Below are 15,210 nucleotides of genomic sequence, written 5' to 3' on the forward strand. Positions count from 1 at the left end.
CACCCACAGGCGGCAGCATGCCGCCCGCAGACAGACCAGAGATCATGAGCAGTACCGACACTTCCGCGCGCTCCAGCGCGCCCACTCCCGACCACAACACGCCCACCCCCGCACAGAACACGACTGCACCCGCCGAGCTCGCCTGGAGTCAGGCCGACCACGACGTCTATGTCGCCACGAGCCGCGGCGAGTTCGCCGGCTTCGTGACCGTCGACGACGCCGCCCACGTGGTGCACGACCGGCACAGCCGCCGCATCGGCAGCTACCCGAGCCTCGCTGCGGCCAGGCAGGCGCTGGTGGATGCCACCCGTCCGCCCTCTCGCAGCCGCGAGCGCCTGCGACGCCGCATCCTCTCCCGCCGCCGCTGACGCGCATCCGACCAGCCGGATCCGGAGTCCGGCGTGCGGCTCGTGAGGGCAGCAGCGTGGCGGGCCGCAAGGCCCGCGCGCAAGATCATGAAGGACCCTACGATGGGGCCATGGTCGACAAGCCGCAGTGGCTGATCCGCGAAGACGCCGGCACCTCGGTGCTGGTCGCGCTCGCGCTGCGTCAGCTGCTCGGTATCCGCGCCCCCGAGGATCTGCCGGCACTGCGCGGACTCGAGGTGCGCCGTCCCGACGCCACCGAGGTCGACGACGCACTCGAGAAGCAGTGGCGCGAGTACTGGGACATGACCGTCGAGCCGCGCGCGCACCGATCGGAGGTGCCGCTCGATCTGGTCGAGGGCTACGACACGCTCATCGCCCTGCCCACCACCGGCGCGGAGGACCTGCGTGCGGCGATCGTGCCCCACGCGCAGACCGTGCTGCACTACGCGCAGCGTGCGCACAACCGATATGTCGAGTCGGTGAGCTCGTCCGGCGGCTCCTACCGCGCCTACGCCAGCGCGATCGCCGAGTTCGAGCGCGAGATCGGCCGCCGAGCGCACTCGTTCGAGTTGAACGTGCAGGTGCTGCCGTTCACGCAGCGCGGCATCTGGTGGATCGGTGCGTTGACGGTCGCCGTCACCGACGGGCTGCGTCGCGACGTCGTGGCGTTCGATGCGGCGATGCGACCGGTGATCGCCGAACTCGCTTAGGCCCGATCGTCGTCCTCGACGACTCGCTCGTGCTCGACCGTGACGACACGGGCGTGCTTGCGTGCGGCGCGGTCAAGACCGACCGCGATGATGCCGCCGAGCGCGACGCCGATCGGCACGGTCCACAGCAGCGCGAACCCGAACACCTGCCCGGGCGGGTAGACCACGCCCAGCACGTCGGACGGCTCATACGACCCGAGCAGCGTCAGGATGCCCGCGACGATGATCCCCAGAACGGCACCCGTCACCATGAAAACGCCGTAGCGGGGGACGGGGCGGATCGTCGCTTCGACGGTCGAGTGCCTGGCTGTTGCGGACATGCCCCTATTCTCCCACGCGCATGCTGTGGACGGGCCCGCATCCGGCTCGGTTCAGGGGCGCAGCGGCAGCAGATCGGAGAGATCCGCTCGCGTTCCGGATGCCGTCACGCGGCCCGCGGCCACGGCATCCGTCCACTGCTCCGCGCCGGTGGCCAGCGCGATCCACGTCGAGGCATCCATCTCGACGACGTTCGGCGGGGTGCCGCGGGTGTGCCGCGGCCCCTGCACGACCTGCACCGCGCCGAACGGCGGCACGCGCACCTCGACGCTGTTGCCCGGCGCCTTCTCATCGAGCAGCTGCAGCAGGTAGCGCACGGCCGTCGCCGTGACCGTCCGGGCAGCACCTCCGGCGGAGACGGCGGAGAGGGCGTCGCGTCCGGCTGCGGTGTCGATCCTGCGTGCGGGCATGTCATCAGGCTAAGCCGCGCTCAGTGATCGCGCCCTGCGGCGGGCATAGGCTCGAGATCGATGACTGGTTCTGCTGACGACATGCGCGGCGCACGCGCCGAGCTGCTCGCCGCAGCCGCCCGCGCCGACGAGTGGACACCCCGCTTCCCGATGTCGGTCGACGATGCATGGCCCGCATCCGTGCTGATCCTGTTCGGCCGGCTCGACAGCATCCCCGCCCGCGCCGACGACGAGACAGTGTCGGGCGACCTCGACGTGCTGCTGCAGCGCCGGGCGGCGACGCTGTCGTCGCACCCGGGCCAGGTGTCGTTCCCCGGCGGCGGTTACGAAGAGCAGGATGCCGATCCCGTCGCCACGGCGCTGCGCGAGGCCCAAGAGGAGACCGGGCTCGACCCCCAGGGCGTCGAGGTGCTCGCGGCACTGCCCGAGATCCCGCTCGCGGTGAGCGGCTTCCTGGTCACGCCGGTGCTCGGCTGGTGGCGTGAGCCTTCGCGCGTCGCCGCCGTGGATCACGCCGAGACGGTCGAGGTCTTCCGCGTGCCGATCGCGCAGCTCGTCGATCCGGTCAATCGCTTCACCTCGGTGCTGCGCCGCGACGGCTTCACGTACCGGGGTCCGGCGTTCGACGTCGACGGCACGATCGTGTGGGGCTTCACGGCCGGCATACTCGATGCGCTGTTCGACGCGACAGGCTGGGCGCTGCCCTGGGATCGGGCCGTCGAGCGCCCCGTCTCGGTCTGAGCGCCGTCATGGTGTGAGTCGTCGTCGTGTGATCCGTCATCGTGTAGCCGTCATCGTCTGAGCCGCCGGATGCGGCGCCGGTAGGCTGGCGGCATGAAGATCCTCGTCCTCGGCTCGGGCGCGCGCGAGCACGCGATCATCCTCTCCCTGCGGTCCGAACAGGCCGACCACGAGATCTTCGCCGCCCCCGGCAACGCCGGAATCGCTCAGGACGCCACGCTCGTCGACCTGGACCAGCTCGACGGCGCCGCGGTCGCCGCCTTCGCGAACGAGCGGGGCATCGATCTGGTCGTCATCGGCCCCGAGGCACCCCTGGTCGCCGGGGTCGCCGACGTGCTGCGCGAGCGCGGCATCCCGGTGTTCGGCCCGGGCCGCGCCGCCGCGCAGCTTGAAGGGTCGAAGGCGTTCGCGAAGCGGGTCATGGATGCCGCCGGCGTGCCCACCGGGCGCGCGGTGCGCGCGGCAACGACCGCAGAGGTCGAGGCGGCCTTCGACGAGTTCGGCGCCCCGCACGTGGTGAAGGCCGACGGCCTGGCCGCCGGCAAGGGCGTCATCGTCACAGCCGACCGCGCAGAGGCGCTGGCCCACGCCGAGCACTACCTGCCCGCAGGCCCGGTGCTGGTCGAGGAGTTCCTCAGCGGCCCCGAGGTGTCGCTGTTCTTCCTCAGCGACGGAGATACAGTGCGCGCCCTCAGCCCCGCGCAGGACTTCAAGCGGGCGCTCGACGGCGACGGCGGACCGAACACGGGCGGTATGGGGGCGTACTCGCCGCTGCCCTGGCTGGCCGACGACTTCGGCAGCGTCGATGCGTTCGTCGCCGAGGTGACCGAGACGGTCGCCATGCCCGTGGTGCGACAGCTCGACACCGAGGGCACCCCGTTCATCGGCCTGCTCTACGCGGGCCTCATCCTCACCCCTGCCGGTGTGCGCGTGATCGAGTTCAACGCGCGCTTCGGCGACCCCGAGACTCAGGTCGTGCTGCCGCGCCTGCGCACGCCCCTGTCGCGGCTGCTTCTGGCGGCGGCATCCGGAACCCTCGAAGACGAGCCGCAGCCCGAGTTCTCGTCAGACGTCGCGATCACCGTCGTGCTCGCCAGCGAGGGCTACCCCGAGGCGCCGCAGACTGGCCGGATGATCGAGGGGCTGGCGGAGGCGGCATCCGTCGACGGCGTCTCGATCGTGCATGCCGCGACCGGCGCTTCCGACGCCCCTGGCGGGTCGCTCGTCGCGACCGGCGGGCGGGTGCTCAACGTCGTCGCGACCGGGTCGGACTTCGCGGATGCGCGCGCGCGGGCTTACGAGGCCATCGGCCGGATCTCTCTGGACGGCGCCCACTACCGGCACGACATCGCCGCACGCGTCGCGGAGTAGCAGACTCCCCCCGTCGCACACCTGTCGGCGACATGAACGAATGTCGGCGGAATCACCTGATTCCTGCCGACATCCGTCTTCCTCGCCGACATCCGTGCGAACCGCACGCGTCGCCGAGTAGCCCGTCAGTGGGGCTTGGGCCCGGTCAGCGCGCGCAGCGCGTACAGGATCGTGGCGAGGTCGACGAGCTCCTGGATGAACGCGCCGGCCACCGCGGGGATCGCGCCTGTCGTGGCGATGAGCATCAGGCCGACGCTCAACACGATGCCGATCCAGATCGCCGTGTAGGCGACCCGTAGGGTGTGCCTGCCGATCTCGGTCGCGCGCAGCACGGGCAGCAGCGAGTCTTTCAACACGACGGCATCCGCGGCCTCGCCGGCCGCCGTCGATCCGCGAGCGCCCATCGCGACGCCGACGTCGGCCGCGGCCAGCACCGGCGCGTCGTTCACCCCGTCGCCGATCATCAGCAGCGGACGCGGCGTCATCTTGGCGGCGAGCGAGACCTTCTGCGCGGGCAGTAGCTCGGCATGCACCTCGGTCACGCCCAGCGGCGATGCGATCGACTGCGCCGTCGCGTCGGCGTCGCCGGTGAGCATGGTGACCCGCTCGACACCGCTCGCGCGCAGACCGGCCACGACCGCGGCGGCCTCCGGGCGCACGGCGTCCGCCAGCACCAGTGCGCCGGCGAACCGTCCGTCGACGGCGACGTAGGCGGCCAGCTGCCCGGATGCAAGCTCGGTGCGGCAGGTGTCGGGCGCGAGCGAGGCGACGTACGCAGGTTTGCCGACCACGACGGTGCGCCCCTCGATCGTGGCCGATACGCCGTTCGTCGCGACCTCCTCGGCGTGCGAGGCGGGCGCGAGTCGCAACCCGCGCTCGATCGCGGCGCGGCGCACACCGTCGGCGAGCACGTGGCTCGAGTACTGCTCAGCGGATGCCGACAGACGCAGCAGCTCATCGGCATCCATCCCCTCCGCCGCGCGCACCTCGACGAGTTCGGGCCGACCCTGGGTGAGGGTGCCGGTCTTGTCGAAGGCCGCCGAGCGCACCCGCGCGAGCTGCTCGATCACGCCACCGCCCTTGACGATCACCCCCTCCTTCGCCGTACGCGACAGCCCGCCGAGGAACGCGACCGGCGCGGCGATGAGCAGCGGGCACGGCGTCGCCAGCACGAGCACCTGCGCGAAGCGCAGCGGGTCGCCCGCGATCCACCACGCGATGCCCGCGATCAGCAGCGAGACCAGCGTGAACGGCACCGCGAAACGGTCGGCGAGGCGCACCGTCGGTGCCTTGCTCTCTTGCGCCTCGTGCACTAGAGCGACGATCTGCTGATACTGACTGTCTGCGCTGTGTCGCAGGGCGCGGACGCGCACGGCGTTCGAGCCGTTCACCGCCCCCGAGAGCACCTCCTCGCCGGCTGCGCGCGAGACGGGCAGGCTCTCCCCGGTCAGCGACGACTCGTCGAAGCTCGCGCGTTCGCTGAGCAGCACGGCATCGACCGGGACGATCTCGGACGGTCGCACCAGCAGCTCCATGTCGGGTACGACCTCGCCGACGGGGACGTCGCGCGTCGACGCGTCGGTGCCGTTCTCGACGACGTGCGCCGTCTGCGGCGAGCGGTCGAGCAGGGCGGTCAGGTCGCGGGCCGCCCGGCGTGATGCGTAGTCTTCGAGCGCCTCTCCGCCGGACAGCATCAGCACGATCACGAGTGATGCGATGTACTCGCCCACGAGCAGCGTCGCGACCATCGCCACCAGGGCGAGGATGTCGAGACCGAAGTGCGCGCGGAGGATGTCTCCGACCATCCCCCACGCGGTGATCGCGATCACCACGCCCACCGTCAGGGTCGCGGTCCATCGTGCGATCTCGTGCTGATCTGCCACGGAGAGCAGCGACACGGCGACCGTGGCGACAAGGCCCCCGGTGAGCACCGGATAGCGCTGCGCGAGCGGCAGAAGTCTCATGGACTCACTCTGCCGGACGCCGCCCCGTGGACGGAATCCGGATCAGAGGCTCACCCAGTACCGGCGCATGCGGCTGATACCGGCCGCGGATCCGTCGACGACGTCATCGAGCGAGCCGCCGGCGCCCTCGATGGTGCGGTACGAGCCGATGTTCGTGTCGTCACAGGTCAGCATCACGCGGTCGTATCCCTGTGCGCGGGCCCGGTCGAGCACGAGGTCGAGGGCCGTTCGGGCGATGCCCTGCCGACGCCGCGAGGGGCGCACCGAGTACCCGATGTGGCCCCCATAGCCGCGCAGCCACTCGTTCAGCTCGCGGCGGAACGCGATGAAGCCGACGACCTCTCCGTCGTCGACGATCCAGAAGTAGTCGCAGGCGACGTGCCCCTCCGGCAGCGTGGCCTCGGGGTCGGCGTACATCTGAGCCTTCGCGATGAACGACTCGCATGCGGCGCGATCGGCCGCCTGACCGCGGTCGAGACCCGCGCCGTCGATGTGCACATCTCCGAACTCGGTGACGGCCTCGGACCAGGACTCGAGAAGCGAGAGCGAGGGCGAGGCAAGAGAGACGGACATCGTCCCATCACACCACGACCGCGGCTTGCCGGGCATCCGGAGCGCGTTCAGCCGCGGCGCACGAAGTACCAGTTCGCCCCGAACCAGCTAATCACCAGGGCGAAGTACAGGGCGATGGCTGTCCACCACGAGACCGGGTCGGTGTCGACGACGGCGTGCACGACCAGCTGCACCGTGCACAGCACGAGCGCGACGACGCCGACGGCGGCGAGCCCCTTCGTGCCCGCCGTGCGGTCGCGCTCATCGGCGTACTCCAGCGCGTTCACGCGCTCGAGGTCGCCCGACGTGCCGCGGCGGGCGAAGATCGCGCCGAGCGCACCGCCGACCGCCCCCATCAGCAGCGTCACGGCAGCGATCATCTGACCGAGCACGAAGCAGACCAGCGCACCCGCCGCCAGCACCGCCACCAGCACGGTGTTGGTGCGCGACATGGGCCAGCGGCGGCGCGCGGGCTCGACCGCAGCGTCGTCATGAGTCGACATCGAAGACCTCCTCAACGGTCGAGCCGAAATGCCGAGCCAGGTGCACGGCGAGCATCAGCGAGGGGTCGTATCGGCCGGTCTCGATCGCATTGATGGTCTGGCGAGAGACACCGACCGCGGTCGCGAGCGCCTGCTGCGAGAGACCACGCGCGGTTCTCAGCTCTTTGACCCTGCTCTGCACGCTTCAAAGGTAGGCCGCGGACATCGCAATGTAAAGCCGACTTGACAGCGCGGATCGATGTCAAGCATGCTTGTCATGTCAAACACGCTTTACATATCCGGAGGCCATCATGCAGGACGCACTCGTCGACTTCACCCAGTCCCTTCCCCTGTGGCTGCAGTGGGCCGGGGTGATGCTCGCCGCGGCGATCCCGTTCATCGAGTCCTACTTCGGCACGCTCATCGGTGCGATCGCGGGGGTGCCGCTCCCGATCGCCGTGCTCGCCGCCGTCGTCGGCAACGTGATCTCCATGCTGGTCTTCGTCTTCATCGCCGCCGCCGCCCGGCAGAAGGTGCTCGCCCGACGGGGTGCGGATGCCGCGACGGATGCCCCCTCGCCGCGACGCGAGAAGGTGAAGCGCATGTTCGACCGGTTCGGTGTTCCCGGGGTCAGTCTGCTCGGTCAGACCGTGCTGCCCAGCCAGATCACCTCGGGGATGATGGTGTCGTTCGGCGCGAGCCGAAACGCGGTGATCGTCTGGCAGATCATCTCGATCATCATCTGGGCGATCATCTTCGCACTCATCGGCCAGGCGGGCATCGCCCTCTTCCGCTGAGTCGGATGCACGGCGCGCCCCGGCGCCGCCACGTCAGTGCTCGGGCTGCGCCTCATCCACCCGGTGGCGCCGGAGGAAGAGTGCGGCGACGAGTGCGATGCCCAGCACGCAGGCCGGCAGCAGCATCGCCTGCGCCATGCCTGCCGAGAAGCCCTCCGCGATCTGCAGGGGCATCTCGCCGTCACCGGCGAGGCCCGCAGGAGCCTCGGACAGACCCGGCAGGTTCGCTTCGAGCCGCGACTGCATGAAGGCGGCGATGGCGGCCGAGCCGACCACCGAGCCGATCGTGCGCGTGGTGTTGTAGATGCCCGCGCCCGCACCGGCCTGGCGGGGTGGCAGGTTGCGGGTCGCCGTGGTGGCCAGCGGCCCCCACATGCCCGCGTTGCCGATGCCGAGCACGGCCGACGGCAGCAGGAACATCCAGGTGGGGGTGTCCATGTTCATCAACGAGGCGTTCCACAGCTGTCCGGCCGCGACACACAGCAGCCCGGGGATCAGGATCCACCGCGGATCGACCCGGTCGAGCAGCTTGCCCGCCGCCGGCGCGAGCACACCCGAGAGCACCGCCATGGGGATCATCAGCAGCGCCGCCTCGGTCGGCGACAGGCCGCGGGCGAGCTGCAGGAAGAACATGAACGGCAGCGACATGCCGGTCACCGCGAACCCGACGACAGCGATCGCCGCGTTCGACCCCGAGAAGTTGCGATCGCGGAACAGCTCCAGCGGCACCAGCGGCTCGGTCTTGGTCACCGCCTGCTGCACGACGAACAGCACCAGCACGATCACGCCCGCGATGATCAGACCCCACACCGAGATGGGACCGACGATCGTCCCCCAGTCGTAGGCCTCGCCCTCCTGCAGTCCGAACACGATGAGGAACAGGGCGAGCGCGCTGAGCACGACGCCGACGAGATCGAAGCGGTGCGGATGCGTCTCGAGCTTCGGCACGAGCATCCAGGCCAGCACGAATCCGACGATCCCGACCGGGATGTTGACGAAGAAGATCGCCTCCCACCCGAACGCGTCGACCAGCACGCCGCCCAGCAGCGGACCCACCAGCGTCGCCACGCCCGCGGTCGCACCCCACAGCCCCATCGCCGCGCCCCGTCGCTGCGGGGGGAAGGTGCGGGTGATGACGGCCATCGTCTGCGGCGTCATGAACGCGGCACCAAGGCCCTGCGCTGCTCGCGCGGCGATGAGTCCGTCGAGGCTGGTCGACAGCCCGCACCACAGCGACGCCAGGGTGAAGATGGCGAGACCGATCAGGTAGATGTTCTTCGGCCCGAACCGGTCGCCGAGGCGCCCCGTGATCAGCAGCGGAACTGCGTAGGCGAGCAGGTACGCGCTCGTCACCCATACGACGTTGTCGAGGTTGTTCGTGTCGGGGTCGAGCGCCGCCTTGATGGCGGGGTTCGCGACCGAGACGATGGTCGTGTCGACGAGCAGCATGAAGAAGCCGATGACCAGCGCCCACAGCGCGGGCCACGGGCTGCGGGTCTCGGTGCGGGGCGTCTCAGTCGAAGTCACCCGGCAACGCTACTCCTCGGCACCGCCATCGGCGCCTCGCGGGATGGGAAGATGGGTGCGTGAGCGAAGCACAGAGCATCCCCGGCTGGCGGCACCTCTACTCGGGCAAGGTCCGCGACCTGTACGCCTCGGAGGATCCGGCCGACACGCGCATCCTCGTCGTGGCCAGCGACCGGGTGAGCGCCTTCGACTTCGTGCTCTCGCCGGGCATCCCGCACAAGGGCGAGCTGCTCACCCAGCTGAGCGACTGGTGGTTCGAGCAGCTCTCCGACGTGCCGAATCATCTCACCGAGGGCGAGATCCCGGATGCCGTGGACGGGCGCGCCATGCTCGCGATGGCGCTCGAGATCCTGCCGATCGAGTGCGTCGTGCGCGGGTACATCACCGGCACCGGCTGGGCGGAGTACTCCGCGCACGGGACGGTGTGCGGCATCCCGCTGCCCGCGGGCCTGCAGAACGGCGACCGGCTTCCCGAGCCGCTGTTCACCCCCGCCTACAAGGCGCCGCTCGGCGAGCACGACGAGAACATCACCTTCGAGCGGGTCGTCGAGCTGGTCGGCGCTGACCGCGCCGCTCAGCTGCGCGACGCCTCGCTGTCTCTGTACCGACGTGCCGCGGAGATCGCGGAACAGAAGGGCCTGATCCTCGCCGACACGAAGTTCGAGTTCGGCGTCGACGCCGACGGCACCCTGCGCCTCGCCGACGAGGTGCTCACCAGCGACTCGTCGCGGTACTGGGACGCGGCGGCGTGGGCATCCGGCACGACGCCGGAAGAGCGCATGGCGAGCTTCGACAAGCAGATCGTGCGCGACTGGCTGGCGACGAACTGGGACCGGCAGGGCGAGCCGCCGGTGCTGCCCGCCGAGATCGTCGAGCAGACCGCCGACCGGTACCGCGAGCTCATCGCGCGACTCAAGGGCTGACCGCAGGCCCCGCCACCCCGCGCGGCGCCCGCCACCCCGCCACCCCCTTGGGGGCCGACACTCCAGATGTCGGACCGATTCGCGCAAAGTGTCCGACATCTGGAGTGTCGGCCCCCGTTTCGTCGCACGCGTTGCACGCCGGATGCCGGGCATCCGGGGCGGTAGTGTTTCCTCGGCCCTGATCCCGACTCCCGAGGAGCCCCCATGCCGCTGTGGACCATCCACGGCAACGGTCGCACTGTCGCGCCCGGCGCCGTCGTTCGACCCGAAGAGCGCCTGAACTGGCCGGCGACCATCGCGATCGGCGTGCAGCACGTCGTCGCGATGTTCGGCGCGACGTTCCTCGTGCCGATCATCACCGGCTTCCCCGTGCCGACCACGCTGCTGTTCAGCGGCATCGGCACGATCCTCTTCCTGTTGGTCACGCGCAACAAGCTGCCCAGCTACCTCGGCTCGTCGTTCGCGTTCATCGCGCCGGTCACCGCGGCGACCGCATCGGCGGGCGTGGGCTCGGCGCTCGCCGGCATCGTCGCGGTCGGCGTGCTGCTGGCCCTCATCGGCGTCGTGGTGCACACGGTGGGCGTGCACTGGGTCGACCGCTTCCTGCCGCCCGTGCTCGCCGGCACGATCGTGGCGCTGATCGGGTTCAACCTCGCCGGCGCTGCGCGCGGTAACTACGAGCAGGCGCCGATCACGGCGACCTTCACCCTCACGATCACCATCCTGTTCGCCGTGGTGTTCCGCGGCTTCCTCGGCCGCATCTCGATCTTCCTCGGGGTGATCGCCGGGTACGTTTTCGCGGGCATCCGGGGCGAGCTGAAGTTCGACAAGGTCGAGGCCGCCGACTGGATCGGCTTTCCGACCTTCCACCTGCCCGACTTCGCGACCCCGGGCACCTGGTCGGCGATGGCGATGTTCCTTCCCGTCGTGCTCGTGCTGATCGCCGAGAACGTGGGGCACGTGCGCGGAGTCGCCACCATGGTCGAGGATCCGACGATCAACAAGCAGACCGGCAAGGCGCTCATCGCCGACGGCATCTCGACCTCGCTCGCCGGCTTCTTCGGCGGCTCGGGAACCACCACCTACGGCGAGAACATCGGCGTCATGGCATCCACCCGCGTCTACTCGACCGCCGCGTACTGGGTGGCCGGCATCACCGCCATCCTGCTCAGCATGTCACCCAAGTTCGGCGCGGTCATCAACTCGGTGCCCGCGGGCGTGCTCGGCGGCATCACCACGGCGCTGTACGGCCTGATCGGCGTCATCGGCATCAAGATCTGGGTCGACAACCGCGTCGACTTTTCGCGCCCGGTCAACCAGTACACCGCAGCGGTCGGCCTGATCGTCGCGGTCGGCGGGTTCATGATCAAGGATCCGGAGTCTGGCTTCGAGCTGGGCGGCATCGTGCTCGCCACCGTCGGCGCGATCCTCATCTACCACCTCGGCAACCTCGTCGCGCGGCTGCGCGGCTCGGGCGCCGACGACCCGAAGCCGCTGGCCGGCGTCGGCGCTCCGGGCGGCGACCCGGCCTGATTCGGACAGCCGTCCTCATCCAGCGCAGGAGAACACGCGAGCGCAGGTGGATTTCCCGCAATCCGTCCTGTTCCCGCGTGTTCCTGTTCTCGGGAATCCGGCACGGGCTTCCGGCACGCTCTGGAGCATCCGGCTGGGGCTTCCGGTACCCGCTCGGGCATCCGTCGCGGCGGCTGAACGCCCCGCCACCCGGGTCTGTCAAGGCCCCGCCGCGGCATCCGGTCTGCGCGGTATCGTCGGCGCATGCTCGACGTCACACCTCTCGCTGACCTCGCCCGACGCCGAGAGCTGCGCGTCGCGGTCGCCGAATCACTGACTTCGGGGGCTCTCGCCAGCACCATCGGCGCCGGCCCGGCGGCGAGCACCTGGTTCGGCGGCGGCATCGTCGCCTACCTGCCGGAGGTGAAGGAGCGGGTGCTCGGGTTCCCTTCCGACGGTGATCCGACCTCGGCCGAATGCGCGGAGCAGCTCGCCCGCGGCGCCCGCGAGCTCTTCGACGCCGACCTGTGCGTCTCGACGACCGGGGTCGGTGGTCCGGATGCCGAAGACGGGCATCCCGCAGGGACCGTGTTCCTCGGATGGGCGACGCGCGACGAGGCCGGGCACCGCAGGCTCGACCTGGACGGCGAGCCAGAGGACGTGCTCGACTCGACCGTCGAGGCGGCTGTCGAGCTGCTGATCTCGCGCGCCGGCACGGCGGAAGGCCTCGGCGGGGCGGATGGCTCCGGTCGGGCAGCTAGCGCCGGGAGCCGCTGACGGGATCGCGCACCCGCGGCGGAATCTTCGCCCGTCACGCCGGCTGCGTCAGAGATCGTCGCGCCCGTCACCCCTCCTGCGTCAGGATAAGTCAGTCGCCCGTCACCTCGCCTGCGTGACGAATCGTCGCCACGCGGAAGCGGATGCGCACCGATCACGACGCCGATGATGGATGCCATGCCTCGGACGCTACGGACGATCGACCGTGTCAGACCGCCGGCGCGGACCCGCGCACGACCAGCTCGGTCGGCAGGATCGTGAGCGGATCCGGCCGCGTCCCGGCCAGCAGGTCGATCACCATGCCGCCGAGCATCTCCCCCTGCGTGAACATGGGCTGGCGCACGCTCGTGAGGTCCGACGACTCGGCGACCCGCGAGTCGTCGAAGGCGACGATCGCGACGTCTTCGGGCACCCGCAGCCCGGCGGCGCGCAGCACGCCCATCGCTCCTCGGGCCATCAGGTCGCTCGCCACGAAGATCGCATCCGGATGCTTCCCGCCCTGCAGCAGCAGACGCGCCGCCTCCGCACCGCCGTGCTCGCTGAAGTCGCCGTCGAACTCTCCGGCGGGCTGCAGTCCGGCATCCGCCAGCGCCGCGACGAAGCCGTCACGACGGTCGACACTCACGGCCATCGTCATCGTGCCGGTTATGGTCGCGATGCGCCGGCGGCCGAGCGCGATGAGGTGCTCGGCAGCGGCGCGGGCCGCCGCCACGTTGTCGACGTCGACGATGATGTCGCTCTCGCGCACCCTCGCCGGCCGCCCGCCGAAGACGACGGGCACCGCCTCGGCGATGCGCTCGATGAACGAGTCGCTGGCGTGGTGCGACACGATGATCGCGGCATCGACCCCGCCGTTGCGCACGAACCGCGTCATCTTGCCGTCGGGGTCGTCGCTGGCGATGAGCAGGTTGAGGATGTACTCCGACTCAGACAGACGCGAGCTGATCCCCGCGACGACCGACGCCAGGAACGGATCGCCGAAGAACCGCGTGGTGTCTTCGGGCACGACCAGGCCGATCGCGTGCGTCTGCCGGCTCGCGAGCGAGCGCGCGGCGCGATTGGGCGCGTAGCCGAGCTCGGCGATCGCGTTCTGCACGGCGGCGAGCGCCTCGGCGCTGACCGAGGTCGAGCCGTTGACGACGCGTGACACCGTCGAGCGGGACACGCCGGCGAGTGCGGCGACCTCTTCGATCGTGGCTCGGGGCATCCTGTGCGTGCTTTCGGTGATGCGGGCTGCGTTTCGCCTCAGTCGCTGGGCTGCTTCGCTCAACGACCGCTGTGGGCGGCGATGATCCGAGCGTACTCCGCACCGCTCTGCTTGATCGTGCGCTGCTGCGTCTCGTAGTCGACGCGCACGATCCCGAAGCGCTTGGCGTACCCCCAGGCCCACTCGTAGTTGTCCATCAGCGACCAGTAGAAGTAGCCGCGCACGTCCACGCCCTGCTCGATGGCGTCCAGCGTCGCCGCGACGTGCGCGCGCAGGAACTCCGTGCGCTCGACGTCTGCCACCTCGCCGTCGGCGCCCACCTCGTCGTCGTACGCGGCGCCGTTCTCGGTCACGTACAGCGGCACGTCGCCGGCGTAGCCGTTCGCGACGCGCACGAGCAGCCGGGTGAGCCCCTCGGGCTGCACCTCCCAGTCCATCCCCGTGCGCGGCAGGCCGCGCTCGACCCAGTAGATGCCCTCTTTGGAGGGGAACGGCGAGCGCGTCTCACGCTGCTGGCCCTCGGTCTGGTGCGGGTCGCCCCCGCCGGGCTGCGGATGCCCCGAGAGCAGCTCGCCGTGGTAGTAGTTCACGCCCAGCGCGTCGAGCGGCGCGGAGATGATCTCGAGGTCGCCGGGCTGCACGGCGGCCTGCCACTGGGCGACCGCGGCCGAGTCGACCTCGCGGAAGTCACGGACGATGTCGGCGGGATACTCGCCGTGGAAGATCGGGCCGAGGAACCAGCCGTTGAACTGGCCGTCGATGCGGCGCGCGGCGTCGACGTCGAGCGGGTCGTCGACGTTGGCCGGGTCGGCGACTGTCAGGTTGAGGGTGATGCCGAGATCGAGCGAGGAGTCGCGCTCGCGCAGCGCCCGCACGGCGCTGCCGTGCGAGAGCAGCAGGTGGTGCGAGGCGAGCAGACCGTCGCGGATGCTCGTGCGCCCCGGCGCGTGCACGCCGGCCGTGTACGACAGGAACGACGAGCACCACGGCTCGTTCATGGTGGTCCAGTGCTGCACGCGGTCGCCGAGCACGTCGTGCACGCTGAGTGCGTAGTCGGTGAAGCGCTCGACGATGTCGCGACTGGTCCAGCCGCCCTGCTCTTCGAGCGCCTGCGGCATGTCCCAGTGATGCAGGGTGAGCCAGGGCACGATGTCGGCGGCCAGCAGCTCGTCGACGAGGCGGCTGTAGAAGTCCAGGCCCTTCCCGTTGACCGGCCCGCCGTCGGGACGCACGCGCGACCAGGAGGTCGAGAACCGGTAGGTCTGCAGGCCGAGCCGCTTCATCAGCGCGACGTCGTCGGCATAGCGGTGATAGTGATCGCAGGCGACATCGCCGTTCTCGGCGCCGACGACGGCTCCGGGCACTCGCGCGAAGGCGTCCCAGATCGATGCCGTGCGTCCGTCTTCGAAGGCAGCGCCCTCGATCTGGTAGGCCGCGGTGGCCGCGCCGAAGAGGAAGCCGTCGGGGAAGGTTCGCGTCATGCAACTCATGATGCCATGACTTGCTGGGAGCGCTCCCACGGGTCGGCATCGAGTCGATTCGGTAACCTTG

17 protein-coding genes are annotated in these 15,210 nt (G+C 70.3%); 8 read left to right on the plus strand and 9 right to left on the minus strand.

The window, feature by feature from the left end:
- The first annotated feature begins 44 nt into the window (after positions 1 to 44).
- Both V2S05_RS12770 and V2S05_RS12775 read left to right on the plus strand, forming a co-directional pair.
- The gene (locus V2S05_RS12770; RefSeq protein WP_413635767.1) at positions 45 to 368 is read left to right on the plus strand and encodes a hypothetical protein; all 324 of its coding nucleotides are present in this window, start codon (positions 45 to 47) and stop codon (positions 366 to 368) included.
- 110 nt (positions 369 to 478) lie between these two features.
- Entirely contained in the window at positions 479 to 1,078 is a 600-nt protein-coding gene (locus V2S05_RS12775) for a zinc-binding alcohol dehydrogenase (protein WP_413635768.1), read from the plus strand.
- On the opposite strand, the gene V2S05_RS12780 is transcribed toward V2S05_RS12775, so the two are convergent.
- Positions 1,075 to 1,398, minus strand: coding sequence for a potassium transporter Trk (locus V2S05_RS12780; protein ID WP_271638751.1), 324 nt, complete (start codon positions 1,396 to 1,398; stop codon positions 1,075 to 1,077). The genes V2S05_RS12775 and V2S05_RS12780 overlap by 4 nt on opposite strands.
- A 51-nt stretch (positions 1,399 to 1,449) precedes the next feature.
- Complete coding sequence (locus V2S05_RS12785; RefSeq protein ID WP_271638752.1) at positions 1,450 to 1,806, minus strand: sterol carrier family protein; 357 nt, start codon at positions 1,804 to 1,806, stop codon at positions 1,450 to 1,452.
- Between the two features lie 60 nt (positions 1,807 to 1,866).
- On the opposite strand from V2S05_RS12785, the gene V2S05_RS12790 reads away from it, so the two are divergent.
- Both V2S05_RS12790 and purD read left to right on the plus strand, forming a co-directional pair.
- Positions 1,867 to 2,547, plus strand: coding sequence for an NUDIX hydrolase (locus tag V2S05_RS12790; protein ID WP_413635770.1), 681 nt, complete (start codon positions 1,867 to 1,869; stop codon positions 2,545 to 2,547).
- Between the two features lie 93 nt (positions 2,548 to 2,640).
- A complete protein-coding gene (gene purD / locus V2S05_RS12795; RefSeq protein WP_413635772.1) occupies positions 2,641 to 3,918 on the plus strand; it encodes a phosphoribosylamine--glycine ligase in 1,278 nt (425 codons plus the stop codon).
- A 125-nt stretch (positions 3,919 to 4,043) separates the two neighbouring features.
- Here the strand turns inward: purD and V2S05_RS12800 are convergent, their stop codons facing one another.
- Genes V2S05_RS12800 through V2S05_RS12815 form a run of 4 tightly spaced genes read right to left on the minus strand, consistent with a single transcriptional unit; the run spans position 4,044 to position 7,118 of the window.
- Positions 4,044 to 5,882: a heavy metal translocating P-type ATPase gene (locus V2S05_RS12800; protein WP_413635774.1), complete on the minus strand. Its 1,839-nt coding sequence runs from the start codon at positions 5,880 to 5,882 to the stop codon at positions 4,044 to 4,046.
- Positions 5,883 to 5,924: 42 nt separating this feature from the next.
- Positions 5,925 to 6,455 (minus strand): GNAT family N-acetyltransferase, encoded by a 531-nt coding sequence (locus V2S05_RS12805; RefSeq protein WP_413635776.1) that lies wholly within the window; start codon positions 6,453 to 6,455, stop codon positions 5,925 to 5,927.
- A gap of 47 nt (positions 6,456 to 6,502) precedes the next feature.
- Complete coding sequence (locus V2S05_RS12810) at positions 6,503 to 6,937, minus strand: hypothetical protein (RefSeq protein ID WP_413635777.1); 435 nt, start codon at positions 6,935 to 6,937, stop codon at positions 6,503 to 6,505.
- Complete coding sequence (locus tag V2S05_RS12815) at positions 6,924 to 7,118, minus strand: helix-turn-helix transcriptional regulator (protein ID WP_413635778.1); 195 nt, start codon at positions 7,116 to 7,118, stop codon at positions 6,924 to 6,926. Before V2S05_RS12815 ends, V2S05_RS12810 begins: the two co-directional genes overlap by 14 nt.
- Before the next feature lie 109 nt (positions 7,119 to 7,227).
- Between V2S05_RS12815 and V2S05_RS12820 the strand changes: the two genes are divergently transcribed.
- Positions 7,228 to 7,713 (plus strand): hypothetical protein, encoded by a 486-nt coding sequence (locus tag V2S05_RS12820; protein ID WP_071642184.1) that lies wholly within the window; start codon positions 7,228 to 7,230, stop codon positions 7,711 to 7,713.
- Between the two features lie 33 nt (positions 7,714 to 7,746).
- On the opposite strand, the gene V2S05_RS12825 is transcribed toward V2S05_RS12820, so the two are convergent.
- Positions 7,747 to 9,162 carry a DHA2 family efflux MFS transporter permease subunit gene (locus tag V2S05_RS12825; RefSeq protein WP_413635936.1) on the minus strand — a complete coding sequence of 472 codons (1,416 nt, stop codon included), beginning with the start codon at positions 9,160 to 9,162 and terminating at the stop codon, positions 7,747 to 7,749.
- 137 nt (positions 9,163 to 9,299) lie between these two features.
- Between V2S05_RS12825 and V2S05_RS12830 the strand changes: the two genes are divergently transcribed.
- The 3 genes from V2S05_RS12830 to V2S05_RS12840 all read left to right on the plus strand — a co-directional run bounded on the left by V2S05_RS12830 (position 9,300) and on the right by V2S05_RS12840 (position 12,452).
- Positions 9,300 to 10,163 carry a phosphoribosylaminoimidazolesuccinocarboxamide synthase gene (locus tag V2S05_RS12830; RefSeq protein ID WP_413635780.1) on the plus strand — a complete coding sequence of 288 codons (864 nt, stop codon included), beginning with the start codon at positions 9,300 to 9,302 and terminating at the stop codon, positions 10,161 to 10,163.
- A 204-nt stretch (positions 10,164 to 10,367) separates the two neighbouring features.
- Positions 10,368 to 11,696, plus strand: coding sequence for a uracil-xanthine permease family protein (locus tag V2S05_RS12835; protein ID WP_413635782.1), 1,329 nt, complete (start codon positions 10,368 to 10,370; stop codon positions 11,694 to 11,696).
- A gap of 243 nt (positions 11,697 to 11,939) precedes the next feature.
- Positions 11,940 to 12,452: a CinA family protein gene (locus V2S05_RS12840; RefSeq protein WP_413635784.1), complete on the plus strand. Its 513-nt coding sequence runs from the start codon at positions 11,940 to 11,942 to the stop codon at positions 12,450 to 12,452.
- Between the two features lie 208 nt (positions 12,453 to 12,660).
- Here the strand turns inward: V2S05_RS12840 and V2S05_RS12845 are convergent, their stop codons facing one another.
- Positions 12,661 to 13,659 carry a LacI family DNA-binding transcriptional regulator gene (locus V2S05_RS12845; RefSeq protein WP_413635785.1) on the minus strand — a complete coding sequence of 333 codons (999 nt, stop codon included), beginning with the start codon at positions 13,657 to 13,659 and terminating at the stop codon, positions 12,661 to 12,663.
- Between the two features lie 59 nt (positions 13,660 to 13,718).
- Complete coding sequence (locus V2S05_RS12850; RefSeq protein ID WP_413635786.1) at positions 13,719 to 15,149, minus strand: GH1 family beta-glucosidase; 1,431 nt, start codon at positions 15,147 to 15,149, stop codon at positions 13,719 to 13,721.
- Positions 15,150 to 15,210: the final 61 nt, after the last annotated feature.

Source organism: Microbacterium sp. OR16 (assembly GCF_047306725.1).
Taxonomy (GTDB): Bacteria; Actinomycetota; Actinomycetes; order Actinomycetales; family Microbacteriaceae; genus Microbacterium.